Genomic DNA, 23,120 nt, shown 5'->3' on the forward strand with positions numbered 1-23,120 from the left:
GTCTGAGCCGTCAGCCGCGGAGCGGGAGGGTGAGCTCGCTGTCGCCGGCAGGCACCACGCGAACCGGTACGCCCCAGTCCTGCTGCGCGAGGTGGCACGCGGGGAACACGTCGGGGTCCGGCTCGCCGTTCGGCAGCAGGGGCACCTCGTCGCACGACGCCGCCTTCGCGGTCACGTGCAGCACGCCCTCGGTCACCTCTGGGTTGATCACGAGGGCCCGGAACAAGTCGGTCCCGTTCCCCGCCCCCGAGAGCAGCAGCTCCGGCGGGGTAGCGCTGACCTGGAGCGACGTCGACGGACCCCAGCGGTCGTCGAGCTTCTGGCCCGACGCCGGCGCGAACGGCACGTCGAGCCGGAGCGTCCCCGCACCGACGTCGGTGGCGGGCCGGGCGACCCGGTGCGCACCGCCGTCGAGCACCTCGCCCGCCAGGCTCGCGGGGAGCGCGACCCGGGTGATCCGGTGGGCCGCCGACTCCACGACGAGCAGGCGCACCCCTCCGTCCGCGATCTCGACGAGCACGTCCGACGGCTCCGCCAGGTCCCTGGCCAGAGTGGTCACCTCGGCGGTCGCAGGGTCGTACCGGCGCACCGCGCCGTTGTACGTGTCGGCGACGACGACGGAGCCGTCGGGCAGCGTGGCCACGCCCAGCGGGTGCTGCAGCAGCGCCTGGTCGGCGGCACCGTCGCGGTGGCCGAAGTCGAACAGGCCCTGGCCGACCGCCGTCCGCACGGTCGCGGCGGGCGCACCGTCGACGCCGTCGGACAGCTCGACGCGGCGCAGGGAAGAGGTCTCGGAGTCCGCGATCCACAGGTGCCCGTCCGGACGCCCCTCTGCGTCGGCGGACGGCACGATGCCGGAGGTCTGGGCGAACCAGGCACTCTCGCCGGGACCGTCCTCCAGGCCCTCGTTCATGGTGCCGGCGAGCAGGTTGGCCGAACCCTGCAGCAGGTCGACTTCCCACAGGGTGTGGTTGCCGGCCATGGCGACGACGAACGCGCCTCGGACGGGCGACCACGCGACGTCCCACGGGGAGCTCAGGCGCAGGTCGAGCGGCGCGACGGTGGTGCCCGGCTCGTACGCGCTCGCCGGCTCGCCGGCACGCCCGCAGACGTTCTCCTGCCCGCCGACCATGAACTGCCGGCCCGTGCCCGCAACGGTGAGGACGGCACCGTCCGCGAGACGCACACCGCGCAGGGCGTGGTTGACCGTGTCGGCGACCACCACGTCGTAGCCGAGGCTCGCCGTGAGGTCGTCCGGCACCAGGCACAGCCCGTTCGGCTCGCTGAACCGCGCCTCACCCGGCCCGCCGTCCACCAGCCCGCGCTCCCCCGAGCCGATCCGCCGCACGAGCGTCTCGCCGTCGGGCTCCAGCTCGGCGAGGGAGTGGTGCCCGGCGTCCGCGACCAGGAGGTTGCCGTTCGGCAGGGCGAGGGCCTTGGCGGGGAACCGCAGCGTGCCCGACGCCGGGGCGGGTGGCACGTACGGACCGGAACCGCGGTGCAGGGTGCCCTTCGCGGCGTGCTCAGCGACGAGGTCGCTCACCAGCGCCGCGATCGCCGAGCCGTGACCCTCACCCGCCATCTGGGCCACGATGTACCCCTCGGGGTCGATGACCACGAGCGTGGGCCAGGCCCGCGCGGTGTACGCGCCCCAGGTGACCAGCTCCGGGTCGTCCAGGACCGCGTGTCGCACCTCGTACCGCTCGACGGCCGCGGCGAGGGCGTCGGGGTCGGCCTCGTGCTCGAACTTGGGCGAGTGGACGCCGATGATCACGAGCTCGTCGCGGTGCTGCTCCTCGACCTCACGCAGCTCGTCGAGGACGTGCAGACAGTTGATGCAGCAGAAGGTCCAGAAATCCAGGACCACGGCCTTGCCGCGAAGGTCGGCGAGCGTGACGCTGCGTCCGCCGGTGTTCAGCCAGCCGCGCCCGACGAGCTCGGACGCGCGGACCCGCGGGAGGTTCTGGGCGGTGGTGCTCACCGGCCCATTGTCACTCCCCGGGTGCGCTGCCCTGCCCCGCGTCCGGCTCGCGGGCACGCCACTGCTCGACCAGTGCCTTGTCGGCCCGACGGCGCGTGAGGTCGCTCTTGTTGGAGTGCACGGCCGCCCGGTGCGCGAGCAGTGCGGCGCGATCCCGCTCGAGTGCCCACATGAGGGCCTCGCGCACGTCGGCGCGGGTTACCCGCACGCTCCGCGTCTCATCCATCGTCCCGATCATTCTCGCCGTTCCGTGTCCACCGGCGTCCGATGCGAACGCCGCCAACGATTCAGGAGGCAGCCGATGATGTTTTGTGACATCTCAGGTCTTCCTGACTTTCACCCGGCCATGGTTGGGTGTAGCAGAGGAACGTACCGCGCAAACCTGGCAGGGCGGAATCCGCCTTTAGGATGACTTTGCTCAGAGATCGGCGTGTCGCCAACTGTGTGCCGTGTGGTGTTGGTGGGTGAGGAGAGGATCAGGGCATGGACCGCGACCAGGCCAGGAAGATGAAGGAGCAGCTCGCAGCCTTCGCCCGAGAGCTCGCCGAGAAGCACGGAGTCGTGGCAACAACACCGCGGTCGCTGGGCCGGCAGACGGTGCTGGAGGCAGCAGACCTCGTACGCGCCCCTACCCTCGCCCTCGGCCTCGTGCCGCAGGCGGAGGGCGGCTTCGGCATCGCCGTCCGCTACCGGCTGGGGGTGCCGAGGGCCCGCTCGATAGTGCGCAAGGTCTCAGCGGAGGTCGGGCCCGACGTCGACGTCCGGCGCACCGGGCGCATCCGTCCCGTGAGCGAGCTGGGACCGCGCCCGCCCGCACCGACGTCGCAGGCCGACGGCGACACGGACCGGCGCCGTCCGCTGCGGCCGGGCATCTCCATCGGCCACGTGGGCGTCACGGCGGGCACGCTCGGCGCATTCGTGACCCGTACCGGCCCCGGAGGGCGGGACGGCGGCAGCAACGGTTCCAGGGGCGGTGAGCTGTACGCGCTCTCGAACTACCACGTCCTGGCCGGCTCCCGGCAGGCCCGGCCCGGCGACGTCGTCCTGCAGCCCGGACCTGCCGACGGCGGGCTCGCGCCCGGCGACCGGATCGGCGAGCTGACGCAGGTGGTAGACCTGACGACCGTCGAGCCGGCGTATACGGACGCCGCGATCGCGCGCCTCGACCGGGTCCCGGTCGACTTCGAGTACCCCGTGGGGCGCGTGGTGAAGACCGCGCGCGCCCTCGGCGGTGAGATCGTCGGCAAGGTAGGCCGCACGACGTCGATCACGCGCGGGCGGGTCACCGCCATCGAGCTCGACGACGTCGTAGTGGGCTACGAGGATCTCGGGGCGCTCAACTTCGACGACCAGATCGAGATCGAGAGTCTGGACGACGGGCCGTTCTCGCGGGGCGGCGACTCGGGTGCGCTCGTATACCGGGAGGACGGCGTGGCGCTCGGCCTCCTGTTCGCCGGGTCGGAGTCCGGCGGGCGCAGCGGCAAGGGGCTCACCTATGCCAACCCGATCGACCAGGTGCTCGAGATCCTCAAGATCGAGCTGGCCGGTGAGCCGGCGCACCCGTTCGGGTGAGGTACGACCCGTCCGAGAGCGGTCAGCGCCCGTTCCCGGGCGGTGTCCAGTGATTCGGACGCCGTATGTACCAATTCGAGTGACGTTCGGTGTGCGCACCAGCGTTTCCAGTGCCGGGCGTGTCGTGCCCGGCGGCCGGGAGCCTGGGCGTGTCCCTGCGGCATGTCGCACGCCCCAAACCCGCTGACCTGCGGAGTCGCCGCCGGCTGCCCCGGGAGTCGTTCGGCCGCTTCCGAACCCAGTGCGAGGGGTAGACACGGGGGACACAATGGATGATCAGGAGGTGATCGGGATGGCAACACTCGACGAAGCTCGGTCGGCAAAAGCCGCATTGCGGCAGAAAGTGACTGGGCTCGACGGTGTGATCGGAGTTGGCGTCGCCCCTGAGTACACGACGTCCCTCGGGCGGCCCCCGCGCGAGTACCCGGCGCGCAAGCATGCGGAGCCCGACACGTCCGGTGGATCGCCGGTCGAGGTGCTCGCCGAGGAGATCTCGGTGGAGCAGGTGACGGGCCCCGGCGGAAGCTGGGTGCTCCAGGTCAACGTGACGGACCCCGGCCTCGTGGACAAGGTGCCCGAGGAGATCGACGACGTCGCAGTGCGCGTGCGCGTCCTCGGCGCGGTCCGGGCGGGTTGAGAGCAGCACCGAGGCAGAGAGCAGCACCGAGGCAGAGCGCCTGAACGGCGCTCTGCCCCAGCATGTCTGCCCGTCGCGGCCTGAGCCCCGCCTCGGTCGCGCCCCGGCTCAGCCGAGGGTCGTCGGCAGCTCCGGTCTCTCGCCGAGCACCTGCTCCGCGAGGAACGCCGACACCACCTGGTACCAGACCTTGGCGTTCTGCGGCGTGAGGATCCAGTGGTTCTCGTCCGGGAAGTACAGGAACCGGTGCACGGTCTCGCCGTCGTCGGACGCCGGGAGGCCGGACTTGGTCAGCAGCTCGAACCACAGGCGCAGGCCCTCGCCGATCGGGACGCGATAGTCCTTGTCGCCGTGGATCACGAGCATCGGGGTCCGGATCTCGCCCACGGCCAGGTGCGGGCTGTTCTCGAGCGCCATCTCCGGCGTCATCTCGCGGGCCCAGTAGAAGCTCGCGTCGGTGGTGGGGCCGAACTGGTCCAGCGCCCACAGGCTCGCGTGGGTCACCACCGCCTTGAAGCGGTCCGTGTGGCCGGCCACCCAGTTGGCCATGTAGCCGCCGAACGAGCCGCCCATGGCCGCCGTCCGGGTCTCGTCGATCTCGGGCAGCGCCTCTGCGGCGTCGGTGATCGCCATGAGGTCGGTGAACGGCGCACCGCCCCAGGCACCCCAGCCGCGCTGGACGAACTCCTGGCCGTACCCGGTCGACAGCGCCGGGTCGGGCAGCAGCACCGCGTATCCCTTGGCGACCATCAGCCACGGGTTCCAGCGCCAGCTCCAGGCGTTCCAGGAGCCGAGCGGGCCGCCGTGGATCCAGAGCAGGAGCGGCGCCTTGGCCTCGGGCCCTGCGTCGGCGGGCAGCGCCAGCCAGGCGCGCACGCGGGAACCGTCCTCCGCCGTGGTCTCGATCTCGGTGAGCCGGCCCGGCAGCGCGGGGGCCGGCACCGGCGAGCGCAGGAGGGTCGCCGCGAGCGGCGTCCGCCCCCCGGGCGCGCCGGAGGCGAGGAAGGCCGCCAGGTCGATCCGCACGGGCTCGGCCGGGGCCGCGTAGGAGGTGCGCAGCGCGAAGACCGTGGCACCGTCGGGCGTGACGGAGAGGTCGGAGAAGACCGCGTCGTCGGCGGTCAGCTTCTCGACGACGACGTCGCTGCCCGGCAGCGCCCCGGAGAACGTGAGCAGGAAGACCGGGCCGCGGCCGTCGTCGTCGGCCTGGACCAGGAGGCCGCCGCCGTCCGGGAGCCAGGTGGGACGGCCCGGCCAGCGGTCCCAGTCGTCGGCGAGGACCACGGGCTCCGCCGAGCCGTCGGTCGGCACGAGGGCCAGGCGGGTCACCGGGGCCTCGTCCGGGGACGAGATGGACTCGGTCACGTAGGCGACCCAGGCGCCGTCGGGCGAGATGCGGGGGCCGGCGGCGTCGGCGTCCGGGTCGTCCACGAGCACCCGGCGGTCGCCCGTGTCCGTGTCGACGACGACGAGGGTGGTGCGGATGGCGGCGCCAGCGTCCGGCACGGCCCAGGTCGCCACGAGCGTGGTGCCGTCGGCGGACAGGTCCGCCGAGTGCTCCTCGAGGTGCCGGCCGGCGCCCGTGAGGTCGCGCAGATCGAGGTGCTTGCCCGACGACGGGGGCTCCCCATCCGGGATCTCGCCCTCGGCGACCGGGTCACTGGGCAGTGGCGACGCCGGCTCGTCGGCGAGCGCCGCGAGGTCGCCCGCGAAGCGTCGGGTCTGGTCGGGCCCGAGGTCGTGGTCCCAGAGCCGGACGGGGTAGCCGGTGTGCAGGATCGCGGAGACCTTTTGGTCCTTGCGAGCCTTGCGCAGCTCGGTGTCCTGCGTCAGGTCCTTCGCAGAGGGCAGGACGGCGGCGGCGACGCTCACGGTGTCGGCGTCGCGCGCGGTGAGTGCGCCGAAGACGCCGCCGGGCGGGACCGCGATCACACGGGCCTCACCGCCGTGCGCGGGCAGGAGCCAGAGGGCAGACGTCGGTTCGGTCGCCGAGCCTGCAGGGGCCCCGTCCGGGTCGGGCCGGGCCGAGGTGAACAGGAGGTCGCCGGAGCGGGTGAAGACGGCGGACGACTCGCCCTTCGTCGAGCGGGTGAGGCGCCGGGCGGGGGCCTCACCCGCAGGGTCCACCTCCCACAGCGCCGTGCGGTAGCCGGTGCGCTCGTCGTCGAGCGTCTGGACTCCTGCGACGAGGCGGGTGCCGTCCTGGCTGGCCGTGAGGCCGGTGAGGCGCGGGATCGCGACGTAGTGGTCGAGGTCGTGGAACGGGGTCTGCAGAGATTCGCTCACGGGGACACGTCTATCACGCCCACGACAAGGAGCGGGGTCAGGGGTCGGTGCGGTTTGCCCGGGCGGCCTTCTCGGCCAGCATCTCGTTGTAGGCCTCGAGCTCCGTGTCGCCGTCCCGTTCCGCCTTGCGGTCGGTCCGCTTGGCCTCGCGAGCGTCGGAGCGGGCCCAGGAGAACGCCACACCGACGGCCAGCAGCAGCGTCGGCAGCTCGCCGATGCCCCACGCGACGCCCCCGCCCTTCTGCTGGTCCTCGATGGCGCTCGGCCCCCATTCCCTGCCCATGAGGCCGAACCAGTCGGGCAGGAGGAGCGCGGTACCCGACATGAGCGTCACGCCGAAGAACGCGTGGAACGCCATGGTCGCGAACAGCAGCACGAGCCGCAGGGGGTAGCTGGGCCGGGCGGGACCGGGGTCGATGCCGATCAAGGCGTTCGCGAAGAGGTACCCGACGAGCGTGAAGTGGGCGACCATCCACACGTGCCCCGCGTAGGTGGACATGGCGAACGAGAACAGGGGCGTGAAGTAGAAGACGATCATCCCGCCGGCGAACAGGACGGCGGCGACCACGGGGTTCGCCATGAACCGGCCCACGGTGGAGTGCACGAGGACCAGCACCCACTCGCGCGGACCGCGTGAGCCGTCCTTGCGTGCCGGGACGGCCCGCATGAGCAGGGTGACGGGCGCCGCAAGGACGAGGAACAGGGGCACCACCATCGCCAGGACCATGTGCTGCACCATGTGGGCGCTGAACAGGACGTGCCCGTAGGCGGCCGCGCCGCCGTTGGTGGCCCAGAAGAGGACCACCATGCCGAGACACCAGGAGACGGTGCGGCCGACGGGCCACCCGTCCCCCCGCTGCCGCAGCCGCAGCGTCCACCGCACGTAGACGAGCACAGCGGCCGCGCAGGCGAACGCGAGCAGGACGTCCCACTGGAACTCGGTGAGCCAGCGGAGCACCGTGGGCTCGGGCGGCAGGGGGTGACCGGTGACGAGCTCGGCCGGGGTGGGGTCGACGATCGCCTCGTCGGGCACGGGCGGTGCCGTGGAGCCGAGCGCGACCGCCACGCCGGACACCGCGCCCATCACCCCGATCTCCACGGCGGCGAGCCGCCAGAACAGGCCGATCGCCGCGTTCCTGGTGGCGGTCCCCGCGGTGAGCCGGGCGACGACGGTGCTGCGGTGCAGCCAGCCCAGGCCGCCCAGGACGATCAGCAGCACGACCTTGACCACCAGGAGGATCCCGTAGTCGGTGCTCAGCCCGTCCAGCGAGCCGATCCGGACCCACGCGCTGACCAGGCCCGAGATCGCCACGGCGACGAAGCACCAGAACGCGATCTCGGAGTAGCGCCGGATGATGTCGGCGGTGGCGGCGTGCCGGACGCCGACGAAGACGATGGCACCCAGCCCGCCGATCCAGAGGGCAGCGCCGCCGAGGTGCAGGAACAGCGCGGAGACCGCGACGTCGTGGCTGGCGGCGCCGGCGGCGTGGCCGGTAGAGGACTGCATGGCAAGGGCGGCCAGCGGCAGCGCGATGGTGCACAGTGCGCCTGCCTGGCCACGGACCAGCAGCGCGACGGCAGCCGTGACTGCAGCGATGATCACGATGGCCAGGTAGGTGCGCCCGACGGGGATGGTCGAGATGTACTCCATCAGCGCGGGGCCGAAGCCCTGTGCGTCCAGCGGCAGGTACGTGGACCACGAGAACCGCAGCACGAGCTGCACCAGCCCTGCGAGCGTCCAGAGGCCGGCGGAGACGCCGGCGACCCCGAGGGCCCGGTCGACGAGCGGCCCGCGGGGCAGCACGCAGGCCGCCAGCGCGAGGGAGCCGATGGTCACGGCGACGGACAGCTCGGTGACCACCGTCGCGACGGGCATGCCCCAGCGCACGAGGGCACCCGGGTCGGCGAAGTTGGCGAACGCGGTGAAGGCGCCCGAGAACGTGCCGGCCGCGAAGAGGGCTGCCAGCGCCACCAGGGCGGCGGCAGGCAGGGCGGCGGCGAGCCACGACGGGCTGGCCGGACCGCTCGCGGTGCTCGTCCGTGCGGTTCTGCTGGTGCTGTTCCGGGCGCCGGTCGGGGTCACACCGTCCAGCCTAGGCGGGCTCCGAAGCGGCACTGACCGTCCGCTGGTGTCCGGTTGACCACTCTGCAAGCACCTCGGTAACGGGCATTTCGACGAAGTCGAGGAAAAGTTCGGCCCGAATATGAACCAAACCCAACCCTTCGACCCTCTTCTGCGTTGTGACCAGTGTGGACCTCGCGAACATCATCACCGAGACCGACGACTCCGTGCCGTGCTCGGACCAGCCCGAGCTCTGGTTCGCGGAACATCCCGCGGACCTGGAGGAGGCGAAGCGCGCATGCGCCGTCTGCCCGCTCAAGGCACAGTGCCTCGCGGGCGCCCTCGCGCGCCGCGAGCCGTGGGGCGTCTGGGGCGGTGAGATCGTCGTGGACGGCACCGTGCGGAGCCGCAAGCGCCGTCGCGGTCGGCCGCGGTCCATCGGGGGCATGCGCGTGGCGTGAGCCGCGTGCCCCACGAGGCGTTGCCCGAGGCACGGCGACCGGCTCCGGTCGCCGTGAGACGCCGGAGCAGTGCGCTCTCCGCACCGAGGATCTCCCAGACGGATCCGGACGAGCGCACTGCCCCGGTAGCAGGACAGGTCAGGCCCCCAGGTCACCGAGGTGACCTGGGGGCCTGACACGTTCTGCATCAGCCCCAGACGAGGCCGTGCGCCGGCTCTTCGAGCACGCGCGCGACGTCCTTGATGAACCTCGCACCCAGCTCGCCGTCGGCCAGCCTGTGGTCGAAGCTGAAGCTCAGCTGCGTGACCCACCGCGGCTTCACCTTGCCCTTGTGCACCCAGGGCTGCTTGCGGATCGCGCCGAAGGCGAGTATCCCCGCCTCTCCCGGGTTGAGGATGGGCGTACCCGTGTCGATGCCGAAGACGCCCAGGTTGGTGATCGTGATGGTGCCGTCGGACATGTCCGTGACGGACGTGCGCCCGGCCCGTGCGGTCGCCGTCAGCCCGGCGAGCGCCTTCGCGAGGCCGAGCAGGTCGAGCGTGTGCGCGTCCTTGATGTTCGGCACCACGAGCCCCCGGGGCGTCGCCGCGGCGATGCCAAGGTTCACGTAGTGCTTGTAGACGATCTCCTGCGCCGCGTCGTCCCACGAGGCGTTGATCTGCGGGTGCCGCTTCACCGCGAGCAGGATCGCCTTGGCTGCGATGAGCAGCGGCGTCACCTTGACGTCCGCGAAGTCGCGGTCCTCCCTGAGGTTCGCCACGAGCTTCATCGTCTTGGTGACGTCCACGGAGTGCAGCACGGTCACGTGCGGTGCCGTGAACGCGCTGGCCACCATGGCCTCGGCGGTGCGCTTGCGCACCGACCGCACCGGGACGCGCGTCTGGCGCCCGTCCGGCGAGACCACGCCCGAGGCGAGCCACGGCTCGTCGTCCGGGTAGTGGGTCAGCGTCCGCACCGACGAGCGCTCGGCGTGGGAGACCACGTCCTCGCGCGTCACGATGCCGCCAGGACCCGACGCGTGCACACCCGCCAGGTCCACTCCCAGGTCCTTGGCGAGCTTGCGGACCGGCGGCTTCGCCAGTACGCGAGCCCGCGCGGCCGTGGTGGTACCGGTGTCCGACGCCGGGGCGGCGGCCGGGGCAGGCGCCTGGGCGGGTGCTGCGGGGGCCTTGGTGGCGACTGCCGTGGCAGCGGCCCCGCCGGACCCGGCAGGCCCGACAGACCCGGCCGCCGGAGCAGGCTCGGCCACCGGTACGGTCGGAGCCGACGTCGGCGCGGCAGCCGAGGCCACCTGGTGCCGCCGACGCCGTCCGCTCGCCTTCGCCTCAGCCGTGCCGTAGCCGACGAGCACCGACCCGGAGCTCTCGTCCTGAGCGCCCTCTGCGGGGGCACCGCCGGAACCGGCGTCCGGACCTGCCGCCGAGGCGGTGCCGTTCGGGGTCGACCCGGCCGGACCACCGGCGCCGTCGGACACGGTGATCTCGATGATCGGGGTGCCGACGTCGACGGTGGTGCCCGCCTGGACGAGCAGGGCGGCGACCGTCCCGGTCCACGGTGACGGCAGGTCGACGAGCGACTTAGCGGTCTCGATCTCGACGATCGTCTGGTTCACCTCGACCGTGTCGCCGACGGCGACCTGCCACTCGACGATCTCGGCCTCGGTGAGGCCCTCTCCGACGTCTGGGAGCGGGAACCTCTGGTTCTTCAAGCTCACTCTCGGCTCACTCTCGGCTGATCCGTACAACTCGTCCGTGGCTCGTTCATTCGTCGCTCGCGGCTCAGTGCGCGAAGGCACGGTCGACGGCGTCGAGCACGCGATCCACGCTCGGCAGGTACTCGTGCTCGTGCTTCGCCACCGGGTACGGGGTGTGGAAGCCACCCACGCGGAGCACGGGCGCCTCGAGAGCGTAGAAGCACTCCTCGGTGACCCGAGCCGCGATCTCTGCGCCGGCCCCGAAGAACACGGGCGCCTCGTGGATCACGATGCAGCGCCCGGTCTTGCGGACGCTCGCCACCACGGCGGCGGTGTCGATCGGCGAGATGGCGCGCAGGTCGAGCACCTCCGCGGAGCGGCCCTCCTCTGCGAGCGCGTCGGCGGTCTTGATCGCGGTCGCGACGGACGGCCCGTACGCGACGAGCGTGACGTCGGTGCCCTGGCGGACCACGTGTGCCGCGTTGAGCGTGTCCGTGCCGATGGCCGTGTCCAGGTCGACCGAGCCCTTGCCCCAGTAGCGGCTCTTCGGCTCGAAGTACAGCACCGGGTCCGGGGAGGCGATGGCCTCCTGGATCATCGTGTAGGCGTCCTGCGGGTTGCTCGGCGAGACCACGCGCAGGCCCGCGGTGTGCGCGAACAGCGCCTCCGGGCTCTCCCCGTGGTGCTCGACGCCGCCGATGCCGCCGCCGTACGGGACGCGGATCACGACGGGCATCTGGATCGCGCCGCGCGTGCGGTTGTGGATCTTGGAGAGCTGGGTGGTGATCTGGTTGAACGCCGGGAAGATGAACCCGTCGAACTGGATCTCGCAGACCGGCCGGTAACCGCGCATGGCCAGGCCGATGGCGGTGCCGACGATGCCGGACTCCGCCAGCGGCGTGTCCACCACCCGCTGCTCGCCGAACTCCGCCTGGAGGCCGTCGGTCACGCGGAAGACGCCGCCCAGCGGGCCGATGTCCTCACCCATGAGCATGACCTTGTCGTCATGCCGCATCGCGGCACGCATGCCCTCGTTGATGGCCTTGCCGAGCGTGAGCGTCTTGGTGCCGGACGCCGCGTCGGGGGCGTCGCTGGATGTGGTGTGCGTACGTTCCGCCATGGTTGTCATCGTGCGCCTCCCTGCGCTGAGTCCGCGATCGCATACTGCGAGGCCGGCGGGTCACCGGCGTCGTAGGCCTCGTACCAGGCACGTTCGGCGGCGACGACGCCGTGGGGCGTCGCGTACACGTCGTCGAACGTGCTCTCAACGGCCGAGCCGCCGTCGAGGGCACGGACACCGGTGCGCAGCGCTGCGCCCAGCTCGTCACCCTCTGCCTTGATCTCGGCCTCGAAGTCCTCGTCGAGCGCGTTCTCTGCCCGCAGCAGCGCGGCGAGGCGGTCGATCGGGTCACGACGTCGCCACTGCTCCTCCTCGTCGGAGGTGCGGTACCTGGTCGGGTCGTCCGACGTCGTGTGGGCGCCCATGCGGTAGGTGAACGCCTCGATGAAGCTGGGGCCCTTGCCCAGACGGGCCCGCTCGAGCGCCTCCTGCGTCGCGGCGTACACGGCGAGGACGTCGTTGCCGTCCACCCGCAGGCTGGGCAGCCCGAAGGCCTCACCCCGCTTGTACAGCGGGGTCTTCGCCTGCCGGGTGGTCGGCTCGGAGATGGCCCACTGGTTGTTCTGCAGGAAGAACACGACCGGCGCCTCGTTCACCGCGGCGAAGACCATGGACTCGTTGACGTCGCCCTGCGAGGTGGCGCCGTCGCCGAAGTAGGTGATCACCGCGGTGCCGTCGTGCTTGTCGTGCGGGGTGCCGTCACGCTGGACGCCCATGGCGTAACCGGTGGCGTGCAGGGTGTGCGCGCCGATGACGATGGTGTAGACGGCCGTGTTGCTCTCGTTCGGGTTCCATCCACCGTGGTCGGAACCGCGGAAGAACCGCAGCCGATCGACAGGGTCCAGACCTCGGACCTGCAGGACACCGTGCTCCCGGTACGACGGGAAGACGTAGTCCTGCGGTCGCAGGGCGTGGGCGCTGCCGACCTGCGCGGCCTCCTGGCCACGAGCCGGCGCGAACAGGGCGAGCTCGCCCTGTCGCTGGAGCGAGGTTGCCTCGTCGTCGAAACGGCGAGTGAGGACCATGTCGCGGTACATGCCACGGAGGTCTTCCGCGGTCAGGGCAGCGGCTCGGTCACGGTACCCCTTGGTGCCGCGCGTCGTGACGCGGTTCCCTTGGGGATCGAGTAGCTGCAACGTCGGGATCGCCTCGTTGGAGCCGTTGGTCGTAGTCACGCTTCCTCCTTCAACTGCGGACGCGAGCGCCCGCTGTTGCGGAGACGCCCGGCCCGTTCCGGGGACCTTTCCATCCTGGCACGGGTCCAGCCGGAAATTTAGCCGATCCGCAACCTACGCTGTCGTAGCCTACGCAAGCGTAGGCTACGGAACCGTAGGTTGGTCTGCCGCGATGTCGCCCAATCTCTCGGGCGACTGTTTGTCGGGTTCCACCAAGCCGCGCGACGGAGTCTCGGCGACCGGCCCTTCACACCCACCGCGCGGCGCCTGCGTCTCGGCCCGGGACGCGTCCGGGAGCCGGGTGGGCTGGGCCGGGTGGGCCAGCTGGGTGGTCGGTAGAACGTCAGGTGATCGGCAGCTCTGGCTGCCGATCACCTGACGTCCTGCCGACCACTCGGAGTGTCAGCGCCAGTTCGCAGCGACCTGCAGGAACGCGTCGTTCGCCTCGGGGTCACCGATGCTCACGCGAATCCCGTGACCGGCGAACGGGCGCACCAGGACGCCGGCCGCCTTCGCCGCGGCGGCGCGATCCATGGTCCGCTCGCCCAGGTCGAACCACACGAAGTTCGCGTGGGTCTCCGCCAGCACCCAGCCCTGGTCACGCAGGCTCTCGACAACGCGGGTGCGCTCGCCGACCAGCGCCTCGACGCGCTCCGTCAGCTGGCTCTGTGCCTCCGGTTCCAGCGTCGCCAGCGCGGCCGCCTGCGCGACGATCGAGACGCCGAACGGCGTGGACACGCTGCGGATCCCCGCGGTGAGGCGTGGCTCGGCGATCGCGTAGCCGATGCGGAGTCCCGCCAGGCCGTGCGCCTTGGACAGCGTGCGCAGCAGCAGCACGTTCGAGTGGCGGGTGAACATGTCGATACCGTTCGGCGCCTCCGGGTCCCGCACGAACTCGAGGTATGCCTCGTCCAGCACGACGAGCACATCCTTCGGCACCGCGGCCAGGAACGTCTCGAGCTCTCCCACGTGCACGGCGGGGCCGGTCGGGTTGTTGGGCGTACAGACCAGCACCGCACGGGTACGCGGCGTGATCGCCGCCGCCATCGCGGGCAGGTCGAGCCGGCCGGTGCCCTCCTCGAGCGGCACGGTGACGGCCCTGCCGCCGGACACCGCCGCCGCGATGGGGTAGGCCTCGAACGAGCGCCACGGGAACACGATCTCGTCCCCGTGGTCGACGACCGCGCTCAGGACGTGCGACAGCAGCGCCACCGAGCCGTTGCCGACCACCACGCTCCCGGCTGCCACACCGCTGTGCGCGGCAAGCCGGCCGACGAGCTCGTCGGCGTAGAGGTCGGGATACCGGTTGACCTCGGCCGCGGCACGCGTGATCGCGGCCTGGACCGACGGCAGCGGCGCGTAGGGGTTCTCGTTCGACGAGAGCTTCCACGCCGGGGCGCTCGACCCGGCGCGCGCGCCAGGTACGTAGGCGGGCAGTGCCGACACGGCAGGCCGGAGCGGTACGAATGCGTCATCCACGAGGGTCAGCATGCCACGATGACCAGATGAAGCTCGTGGCGCGCATCCTCATCACCGCACTCGCGATCGGGCTGTCAGCCCTGATCCTCGGCTCCCACATGGACGTCGTCAGCGACGGCACCACCCTCGGCACGATCCTCGCTGCCGTGGTGGTCGCGGTCGTCTACGGCCTGGTCCACATGATCGTGAAGCCGATCGTCCAGCTCATCTCGCTCCCGCTCTACATCCTCACGCTCGGCCTCGTGTCGTTGCTGGTGAACACGCTCATGCTGTGGATAACGACGCTCATCACCAACCAGTCCTGGTTCTCGGACCAGCCCAACTGGGGCCTCGAGGTGACCGGCGGCTTCTGGTGGTTCGTACTCGCGGCGCTCGTGATCTCGGTGGTGCAGACCATCCTGCTGGCGATCCTGCCCAAGAGGATCTCGGACTGACCGGAGGCACGGACCGAACAAGGTCAGGTGCCGGCCCGCTCTGCGCGATAGAACGTGGTGCTCACCGCCTCTCCGTCCAGCCGCGGGCCGATCCGGTCTGTCACCTCGGTGACCCGGGGGTCGCCGAGACCTATCGCGAGGTCGAGCGTGCGCACGTGCGTGGTGACGGCGTGCGCCTGCACCACGCTGCCCGACGCCGCGCGGTCGGCAGCGGAGGTCGAGTCCCGCAGCGACCGGACCACCGTCACCCGGTCCGGCGTGCGGGGGTTCTCCGACGCGGACCGGCCGTCGGCGTGCGAGACGATCTCCTCCGGCGTCTCCAGGTGCAGCACCGGGACACCGGTCGGTGTGGCGAGCGAACCAGTCGGTGACCCAGCGGTGACGAGCCCGCCGACCCGGTAGCGCTCCGCGAAGCCCGCCCGGGACACCAGAGCGGCCGCGGCGATCCCGCCCAGGCTGTGCCCGACGAAGGTGACCGGCTCACCAGGCCCGACGCTGGAGTCCGCGAGCGCACGCTCGACAGCAGCGGTCGCGCCGTCCGGCTGGCCCGCTACGAGCTCGACGTCGGTCCGACCGTCCAAGGGGTGCTCCGCCGGGAACGCCGACTGGGTACCGGGGATCAGCACCGTCCAGGACACCGCGCCGTCGGACCCGGTCACCTTCTGGACCGCCACAGTGCCCGCCGGCGCGCCGCCGTGCTCGGGGTAGAGGCTGTCGATCCGGCCCAGTGCCTCCTGTACCGACCGCGCCCCGGTGTCGGACCACGCCGGTACCGCACCGTCCGCGAAGTCCTCGGCGCCGAGCCGTGTGATCCGCACCCCCTGGTCGTCGTTCCCGAGCACCGGCAGCTCACGGGCCACGTGCGCCAGCGCTCCGGCCCCGCCCCCGACGCCGGAGCGCCCCTGCGCGAGTCCGGGCCGGGCCAGCGCGACGCCGCTGCCCAGACCGGTGAAGGCCTCGTCAGAGAACGGGGCGAGGCCCCTCGTCGCCGTGGTCCCGAGCTGCCCGGTGACCGCCCACGAGGCGCCACCCGAGAGGACTCCGCCGGCGACGTACCCCGCCATTGCCGCACCGCCCACGACACCGGCACCTGCGAGGCCCGCCCAGCCCAGGCCACCGAACGCCGCACCTACACCGAAGGATCCCGCGGTAACCAGCGCACCGACGACCCGCTGCGCCGTCGACTCCGCCTCGAGGTACAGGCCGGCCGCCCGGAGCAGGCGCCAGCCCAGCAGGTCGCACCGTTCGGCGGACGCGACGAGGCAGCGTGCGGCGTCCTGAGCAGCGGCTTCGAGCGCGCGAGCACGGGCCATCGCCTCTGCCACCGCCTCGACGGGTAGCCGCCAGGTCGCCTCGACGACACCCGCTCCGGGCACGACGAGGTCGCCGCTGACCCCCAGGCAGCGCACGGCCGCCGCCCGCAGGTCGTCGGCGGCACCGGTTGCGAGCGCCGCCGCCCGACGCACGGAGTCCAGGTCGACGGCCGACGGGCCCACCCCGCCATACACGGTGACGGTGTCCACCGGCGCGAGCGGCGCGTCCGGGGGGCTCACCACGGCCGGCCACCGTCCGGGTACGGAACGGCAGCGCTCCGTGCCTGCCCCGGCCTGTCGGAGTGCCCGGAGCTCATCGCCTGGCACGCGCGCGCCTGCTGCACCGTCGCGTCGAGCAGCTCTCCGGCCTGGACGAGTACCTGCAGCGTCTCGGCGACCGCTGCGCGGTACAGCTCCGCCGCCCTGGCCTCCCATTCGACGTCACCGGAGGCTCGCATCCGGTCGGTCGCTTGCTCCACCAGCCCGACCGCCTCGGCGAGCGCCGACGTCGGGCCGGCTTCCCACCTGTCGTGGTCCGGCACGGGTGACCGCCCGTCGTTCATGGACACGCTCCGTACATCGACGCTCCCCGCCCCCACGTGCATCGAGCCGGTCGGCTCTTCCGCCGACGTTACGGAGCGGCCGGGCCTCGCGTCGGGCCGGCCGAGCCACCTGTTCACAAGTGACCGGAGATCGGAGGTGTGGTCGGGCTCGCACCCGCTGAACGCGGTCGGGAGGGTCGTTCGCGCGACGGAGGCACTGGCACGACGGCCGATGCCCTGCCCCCGGACCACGGTCCAGGGGCAGGGGCAGGGCGTCGGTACCTGCTACAGACACATCTCGGTGCGACCTGCCTCGACGGTGGTCCGGTGCGCGGCGCCACGCTCGGGGAAGACCTGGAGGCGAACCTGGTCCTCTGCGTTGATCTCGAAGCAGGCGCCGTCGGCGGACCACGTGAAGTCACGCACCACGACCCGCCCGCCGACGGCCTGGAACACCCTGCGGCCGTCCTGTCGCAGCTCGGTGCGCTCGGGGCTGACCGTTGCGGCGTACCGGTGCCCGTGCACGCGGACGTCGTCAACTGCGTTCCGGCCCGACAGGTCCCACGACCCGAACGTGACTGATCCCGGCTCGCCCCACGGATCCTCCGCGACCAGCTCGTGCACCGCCATCAACGGCATCACGTTCGACCACGTGTAGTAGCGCCACGCGCTGTCGACCGCCGACGCGCTGATCACCTGGCCCGGCTCGGGATCGAAGTACTCGGGGAACCAGCTGTTCTTGTCCCAGCTGTCGAGCCACATCCGCGTGCTCTTCGACGCGAGCTCACCCGCGGCGGCGTCGAGCCCGTACCGCTTGACGCCGTCGTACACGGTCGCGTTCATCGGCGGCCACACCGCACCGCGCCACTGCTCGCAGGAGTTCTCGTCGCCCCACGCGAGGTAGTACCGGTAGTGCTGCGAGTCGTTCGGACGGTCCAGGCCGTTCGCGCAGTACTCGGGGTCGGACCGGCTGATGCTCGGGATGCCGTACTCGCCGCCGAACTTCTCCGGGTCGAGCAGGTTCTCCTCGACGGTCCGCTGTGCCCGCTCCGGCGTCGCCACTCCGCCGAAGAGCGGGTAGAAGACCGTGGGCGTGACGACCTTGCCCCAGGTCCCGTCGAGGTGCCGGTCGAGGTACATACCCTCCTCGTCGTTCCACAGCCTCTCGTTGACGACTTCCTTCACCGTGCCGAGGACCGCGCGGAAGCGCTCTTCGTCCGCCGGCCGGTCGAGCACGTCGGCGAGCTCGGCCAGCGACTCCGCCATGAGCGCGTAGTAGGAAGTCAGCGCTACGTCGGTGAGGTCGGTGTTGTCGCGCTCGTCGCCGCTCCCGCCGTTCTTCGGGATGCGGTTGGCGGCCTGGTAGACCGGTAGGTCGTCGAGTCCAAGGTGGTTCCCGACCTTGCTCGCGTCGGCATCGTACGGAGCTTCGAGGAGCCCGTCACCGTTCACGTCCCACTCGGGCAGCTTGTCGAAGAAGTCCACGAGGGCGGGGTAGGCCTGCTCGACGAGCTCCCGGTCCCCGGTCGCCGCATGGATCCGCTTGACCGCGTACGCGTGCATCGGTCCGGAGTGGAGCTGGTCGTAGCGGGGCCCGCCGGCGTCGAACAGGTCCCGCTCGTGCTCACGGGCCAGCCCTGGATCGACCGTGAGCGCGATGATGGCGTCCCACGCCGAGTCCCAGCCGGTGAAGATGGTGTCGTTCTCGGCGCCACCACGACCCCAGCCCCAGACGAGGAAGCTCCGCTGGAACGTCTCGTCGTAGTTGGCGTTGAGGGCGATGGCGGAGCGCATCACCGTCGCCGCCCTGCCTGCCGGTCCCTCACCGCTGAGGGTGCCCGCGTCCGCGCGCGCCTCCGCGCGGTCGAGGATCGCGAGGATCTCGCGCTCGCCGCTCTCGGCGGACCCGGCCTCCACCGGGGCTCCGGACACGGTCGACGTGAACGTCACGGTCTCGTTCGCGTCCAGCGTGTAGCGCAGGGCGGCGGCCGCCTGGCCAGGGGCTCCCTGCTCGCCTTCCATCGCCGCGACCAGGTCGTCCTCCGACGCGTACGACGCGCCGCTGTCCGGCCGCACGCTCGGGGTGAGCGCGAAGTGACCGGTCTCCTCCGGATCCTCCACGCCGGCGCCGCTCGCACGGATCCCCTGGTCCGTGACCTGGTAGGTCCCTGGCTCGTCCCACGGCGGCGCGGCCTCAAGGAAGACCGTCGTGTCGTCGGCCGACGCCGTCACCGCGCCCACCAGGACGTTGGGTGCCGTGCGCGCGAACCGGATCCGGATCGTCTGCATGTCGCGCTGCGTCTGTTCGTAGCGCTCCTCCATCACCGGGAGCAGCTCGCGCGCCTCAGCCACCTGGTCGGCGGACCAGTCGTCGGGGCGGTCGAGGATCTCCCGCAGGGCCCCGAGCTGCTCGGGGGTGATCTTCCGGTCGTCGCTGCCGACCTCGACCTCGTAGTAGGAACCGTCGACGGTCGCCGGGCCGACGTCCGCGACGTACGGGATCAGCCCCTGGTTCTCCCGGACGAGGCGGCCGCCGCTCGTCAGCAGGTTCACCCGCATGGTGAACCTGCTCTCGCCCTCCCCGACGAACAGCGCGCCGTTGTCGTCGCGCTCCGTGTAGCCCGGCATGGCGAACGGGCGCTCGAGCCCACCCGTACCGTCCGTCGTCTCGGGGATGGCGCCCTGGGCACCTGCCGAGAGTGTCAGCGACGCCGATGTCGCCAACGCGGCACCGACAAGGAGTGGACCTCGGCGCACGAACCGGATCACGCCGTTGTGATCTGTCATCTGTTGTTCCTCCCATTGATGTGAGCGCTAACAATGTGACGGGACGAGCGTAACGTAACATGTATCACATGACAACAGTTCTCCGCTGCGGCACGGCCAGGACGGCGTGGGAGACTGGAGCACGTGCCTGAGACGACCGCGCCCGCCGCCAGCCCTGCCAGCCCTGTCACCCGCGTCACGCTGGCGGAGGTGAGCCCGGCCATCGCGCTCGGGCCGCTCGACGGCCGGTACCGCAAGGCCGTCGCCCCGCTCGTGGACCACCTGAGCGAGGCCGCACTGAACCGCGAGCGCATCCACGTCGAGGTGGAGTGGCTGATCACGCTGTGCAACGGCACGTCAGGCAGCCCGTCGCCCGTGGTCCCCGGCGCCCCCACGCTGTCGTCGCGGGAGATCGACTACCTCCGCGCGATCCCCGCGGCGTTCGGCGCGGACGAGATCGCCGAGCTGGCCGAGATCGAGCGTGAGACGGTGCACGACGTCAAGGCGGTCGAGTACTTCATCAAGCGCCGCATCGCCGCATCGCCGGAGGCGCTCGGCACCACCAGCCTCCCCGCAGCGAGCGAGCTGGTGCACTTCGCCTGCACCAGCGAGGACATCAACAACCTGTCGTACGCGCTGATGGTCCGGGGTGCGGTCCGGGACGCGTGGCTCCCGGCCGCGACCGCCGTCGTCGACCAGCTCGCGGGCATGGCGCGCGAGCACGCTGCGGTGCCGTTGCTCAGCCGCACGCACGGCCAGCCCGCGACGCCGACCACGCTGGGCAAGGAGCTCGCCGTGCTCGCGCACCGCCTGCGCCGGCAGCTGCGGCGCATCGAGGGCGCCGAGTTCCTGGGCAAGCTGAACGGCGCCACCGGCACCTACGGCGCGCACACGGTCGCGGTCCCCGGGGCCGACTGGCCCGCCGTGTCAAAGGCGTTCGTCGAGGGTCTCGGGCTGGACTGGAACCCGCTGACCACGCAGATCGAGTCGCACGACTGGCAGGCCGAGGTCTACGCCGACGTCGCCCGCTTCAACCGGATCCTGCACAACCTCGCGACCGACGTGTGGACCTACATCTCGCTCGGCTTCTTCACGCAGATCCCGGTCGAGGGGGCCACCGGCTCCTCCACGATGCCGCACAAGGTGAACCCCATCCGGTTCGAGAACGCCGAGGCCAACCTCGAGATCTCGTGCTCGCTCCTGGACACGCTCTCGGCGACGCTCGTGACGAGCCGCCTGCAGCGCGACCTCACCGACTCGACGACGCAGCGGAACATCGGCCCGGCGTTCGGCCACAGCCTGCTCGCCATCGACAACGTGGCGCGCGGTCTGGACCGGCTCGCCGTCAACGAGACGCTGCTGCGCGAGGACCTCGACGCCAACTGGGAGGTGCTGGGCGAGCCCGTCCAGTCCGCGATGCGCGCGGCCTCGGTCGCGGGCGTGCCCGGCATGGAGAACCCCTACGAGCGCCTCAAGGACCTCACGCGCGGCCAGCGCGTGGACGGCGTGCGCATGCGCGAGTTCGTGGCCGGCCTCGGCCTGCCCGACGACGTCGCAGCCCGCCTCGCCGCCCTGACCCCGGACACGTACACGGGGCTGGCGGAGCAGCTGGTGAAGGACTACCTGGAAGCCTGACTCGGCACGGCCTCCATACGATGGACCGTATGAGCCGCGTCACCCCGCCAAGCACCGCATACCTCGACCACCTCGTCGCCGAGACCGCCGGCCGGCGGGAGTCGCTGGCCGGCGCGACCTCCGCGGGTGGGCCGGGCGACATCGGTCACCCTGGAACGGCTCTGCCCGACGGCGGCGCGCCCGCCGCCGTGGTCGCCGCGGTCGAGAAGGCGGCCGGGCTGCTCGAGCCGGAGCTCGCGGAGATCGTCCGGCGGCTGCACGAGCACCCCGAGCCGGCTTTCGAGGAGCACCGGAGCGTGGCGACGCTGGTCGAGGTGCTGGCCCGGCACGGCGTCGAGGCGGAGGCCGGTGTCCACGGGGTACCGACGGCGTTCCGGGCCGAGGCGGGCGACCCCGCTGGTCCCACCATCGCCATCTGCGCCGAGTACGACGCGCTGCCCGGGATCGGGCATGCCTGCGGCCACAACGTCATCGCGGCGTCGGGGGTCGGCGCCTTCCTCGCCCTGCGCGAGGTCATGGCCTCCGCCGACGCCCCGGCCGGCCGCGTGGTGCTGCTCGGCACTCCCGCTGAGGAGGGCCACAGCGGCAAGGAGGTCCTCGCCCGCAACGGAGCGCTCGAGGGCATCGATGCGGCGATCATGATGCACCCGTACGGGCTCGACGTCGCCGACCAGGTCTGGCTCGGTCGTCGACTCCTGACCTGGACGTTCACCGGGCGCCCCGCGCACGCCTCAGCCCAGCCGTACATGGGCCGCAACGCGCTCGACGCCGCCAGCCTGGCCTATCAGGGCATCGGCCTGCTGCGGCAGCAGATGCCGCCGGTGGACCGGGTGCACGCCACGATCGCGGAGGGCGGCACGCGGCCGAGCATCATCACCGAGCGAGCCGTCGTGCACCTGTACGCGCGGTCCAAGTACGTGGACACCCTGCGTGACCTGTCGCGTCGCCTCGACGACATCGCGCACGGCGCGGCCCGCATGACCGGCACCGACGTCGAGATCACCTGGGACGACGGCGCCCACCCGAGCCTGCCGGTGCGCGGCAACCGGGTGCTCACCGACCGCTGGGTGGCGGCCCAGCGCCGTCGTGGGCGCGACCCCCTGCCTGCCGGCGTGCTGTCGGAGACTCTCGCGGCGTCCACCGACTTCGGCAACTTCTCGTTCCGCATCCCCGGCATCCACCCGCTCGTACGGGTCTCGGACCCGGACGTCGCGCTGCACACCGCTGAGTTCGCGGCCGCCGCGGCGACCCCGGCGGCCGTGGCCGCTGCCGTCGACAGCGCGGCCGGGCTCGCGTCGACGGCCCTGGACTACCTGTACGACCCCGACCTGCGCGCCGCCGTCCACGCGGAGTTCGCCGAGGAGGGCGGCGCCGTCGACGTGCCGGCGTACTTCGACTGACGCCGCCGATGCATCTGCTGCCAGCTTCCGGCCCGAACTGGCAGCAGGTACATGGTCAAAAACAGGAGGCCCGCCCGCAGCGGTCGGCCCTATGGTCAGGCCATGACGACGCCGGAGACCGCCCCCATCGACACCTGGCTCGCCGTCACGCGCGAGGACGGCGAGACCGTTGGCTACCTCGAGCCGCTGACCGCCGACTACGCCGACGTGATCCCGCGCAACCGCCTCGGCCATGCCGTCGGCGATGCGCACGACTATCACGTGGCCGAAGAACTGGTGCTCGAACGCGGTCTGCGTGAGCTGGCGGAGCACTGGGTGCTCGACGGCGCGGGTCCTGAGCTGGCGGTCATCGAGCTCGCGCCCGACGGCATCGTGCTGCGCGACGCGTTCCTGTCCAAGTCGCTGGCCCCCACGAAGCGGGTGCTCGTCCCCTGGCCGGACACGGCGGGCCGCCTGCGCCAGGTCTGACGCCGGTGAGGTGACGAGAGCCCGGCCGGACGACGGACCGGGCCCTACGACTTCGGCCCGTTGCCCTGAGATCGGTCTCCTGATGGACCGATCTCA

18 protein-coding genes are annotated in these 23,120 nt (G+C 71.8%); 7 read left to right on the plus strand and 11 right to left on the minus strand.

Annotated elements, in window-relative coordinates:
- Positions 1-10: 10 nt before the first annotated feature.
- Entirely contained in the window at positions 11-1,981 is a 1,971-nt protein-coding gene (locus tag APR04_RS23760; RefSeq protein WP_253875143.1) for an NHL domain-containing thioredoxin family protein, read from the minus strand.
- 10 nt (positions 1,982-1,991) lie between these two features.
- A complete protein-coding gene (locus APR04_RS23765; RefSeq protein ID WP_253875145.1) occupies positions 1,992-2,207 on the minus strand; it encodes a hypothetical protein in 216 nt (71 codons plus the stop codon).
- Positions 2,208-2,464: 257 nt separating this feature from the next.
- Here APR04_RS23765 and APR04_RS23770 point away from each other — a divergent pair, with 257 nt between their 5' ends.
- A complete protein-coding gene (locus APR04_RS23770; RefSeq protein ID WP_253875147.1) occupies positions 2,465-3,553 on the plus strand; it encodes a chymotrypsin family serine protease in 1,089 nt (362 codons plus the stop codon).
- Positions 3,554-3,845: 292 nt separating this feature from the next.
- Positions 3,846-4,190 (plus strand): hypothetical protein, encoded by a 345-nt coding sequence (locus tag APR04_RS23775; protein WP_253875149.1) that lies wholly within the window; start codon positions 3,846-3,848, stop codon positions 4,188-4,190.
- Between the two features lie 108 nt (positions 4,191-4,298).
- On the opposite strand, the gene APR04_RS23780 is transcribed toward APR04_RS23775, so the two are convergent.
- Positions 4,299-6,476 (minus strand): S9 family peptidase, encoded by a 2,178-nt coding sequence (locus APR04_RS23780; protein WP_253875151.1) that lies wholly within the window; start codon positions 6,474-6,476, stop codon positions 4,299-4,301.
- A gap of 37 nt (positions 6,477-6,513) precedes the next feature.
- The gene (locus tag APR04_RS23785; protein WP_253875153.1) at positions 6,514-8,559 is read right to left on the minus strand and encodes a bifunctional copper resistance protein CopD/cytochrome c oxidase assembly protein; all 2,046 of its coding nucleotides are present in this window, start codon (positions 8,557-8,559) and stop codon (positions 6,514-6,516) included.
- A 158-nt stretch (positions 8,560-8,717) separates the two neighbouring features.
- On the opposite strand from APR04_RS23785, the gene APR04_RS23790 reads away from it, so the two are divergent.
- Complete coding sequence (locus tag APR04_RS23790; RefSeq protein WP_308292390.1) at positions 8,718-8,999, plus strand: WhiB family transcriptional regulator; 282 nt, start codon at positions 8,718-8,720, stop codon at positions 8,997-8,999.
- A 187-nt stretch (positions 9,000-9,186) separates the two neighbouring features.
- Here the strand turns inward: APR04_RS23790 and APR04_RS23795 are convergent, their stop codons facing one another.
- The 4 genes from APR04_RS23795 to hisC all read right to left on the minus strand — a co-directional run bounded on the left by APR04_RS23795 (position 9,187) and on the right by hisC (position 14,478).
- A complete protein-coding gene (locus tag APR04_RS23795; RefSeq protein WP_253875155.1) occupies positions 9,187-10,713 on the minus strand; it encodes a dihydrolipoamide acetyltransferase family protein in 1,527 nt (508 codons plus the stop codon).
- A gap of 64 nt (positions 10,714-10,777) precedes the next feature.
- Complete coding sequence (locus tag APR04_RS23800; RefSeq protein ID WP_253875157.1) at positions 10,778-11,812, minus strand: alpha-ketoacid dehydrogenase subunit beta; 1,035 nt, start codon at positions 11,810-11,812, stop codon at positions 10,778-10,780.
- 5 nt (positions 11,813-11,817) lie between these two features.
- Entirely contained in the window at positions 11,818-12,987 is a 1,170-nt protein-coding gene (gene pdhA, locus APR04_RS23805; protein ID WP_253875159.1) for a pyruvate dehydrogenase (acetyl-transferring) E1 component subunit alpha, read from the minus strand.
- Positions 12,988-13,389: 402 nt separating this feature from the next.
- A complete protein-coding gene (hisC, locus tag APR04_RS23810; RefSeq protein WP_253875161.1) occupies positions 13,390-14,478 on the minus strand; it encodes a histidinol-phosphate transaminase in 1,089 nt (362 codons plus the stop codon).
- A 14-nt stretch (positions 14,479-14,492) separates the two neighbouring features.
- Between hisC and APR04_RS23815 the strand changes: the two genes are divergently transcribed.
- A complete protein-coding gene (locus APR04_RS23815) occupies positions 14,493-14,900 on the plus strand; it encodes a phage holin family protein (protein WP_253875163.1) in 408 nt (135 codons plus the stop codon).
- A 23-nt stretch (positions 14,901-14,923) separates the two neighbouring features.
- On the opposite strand, the gene APR04_RS23820 is transcribed toward APR04_RS23815, so the two are convergent.
- The 3 genes from APR04_RS23820 to APR04_RS23830 all read right to left on the minus strand — a co-directional run bounded on the left by APR04_RS23820 (position 14,924) and on the right by APR04_RS23830 (position 19,542).
- Entirely contained in the window at positions 14,924-16,456 is a 1,533-nt protein-coding gene (locus APR04_RS23820) for a lipase family protein (RefSeq protein WP_253875165.1), read from the minus strand.
- Complete coding sequence (locus APR04_RS23825) at positions 16,450-16,776, minus strand: hypothetical protein (RefSeq protein ID WP_253875167.1); 327 nt, start codon at positions 16,774-16,776, stop codon at positions 16,450-16,452. Before APR04_RS23825 ends, APR04_RS23820 begins: the two co-directional genes overlap by 7 nt.
- A gap of 264 nt (positions 16,777-17,040) precedes the next feature.
- Positions 17,041-19,542 carry an amylo-alpha-1,6-glucosidase gene (locus tag APR04_RS23830; RefSeq protein ID WP_253875169.1) on the minus strand — a complete coding sequence of 834 codons (2,502 nt, stop codon included), beginning with the start codon at positions 19,540-19,542 and terminating at the stop codon, positions 17,041-17,043.
- A gap of 114 nt (positions 19,543-19,656) precedes the next feature.
- Here APR04_RS23830 and purB point away from each other — a divergent pair, with 114 nt between their 5' ends.
- The 3 genes from purB to APR04_RS23845 all read left to right on the plus strand — a co-directional run bounded on the left by purB (position 19,657) and on the right by APR04_RS23845 (position 23,024).
- Positions 19,657-21,156 (plus strand): adenylosuccinate lyase, encoded by a 1,500-nt coding sequence (gene purB, locus APR04_RS23835; RefSeq protein WP_253875307.1) that lies wholly within the window; start codon positions 19,657-19,659, stop codon positions 21,154-21,156.
- Between the two features lie 20 nt (positions 21,157-21,176).
- Positions 21,177-22,556, plus strand: a complete 1,380-nt coding sequence (locus tag APR04_RS23840; protein WP_253875171.1) for a M20 family metallopeptidase — start codon at positions 21,177-21,179, stop codon at positions 22,554-22,556.
- 102 nt (positions 22,557-22,658) lie between these two features.
- A complete protein-coding gene (locus APR04_RS23845; protein WP_253875173.1) occupies positions 22,659-23,024 on the plus strand; it encodes a serine/threonine protein phosphatase in 366 nt (121 codons plus the stop codon).
- The last annotated feature ends 96 nt before the right edge of the window (positions 23,025-23,120 follow it).

It is taken from the genome of Promicromonospora umidemergens (assembly GCF_024171995.1).
GTDB lineage: Bacteria > Actinomycetota > Actinomycetes > Actinomycetales > Cellulomonadaceae > Promicromonospora > Promicromonospora umidemergens.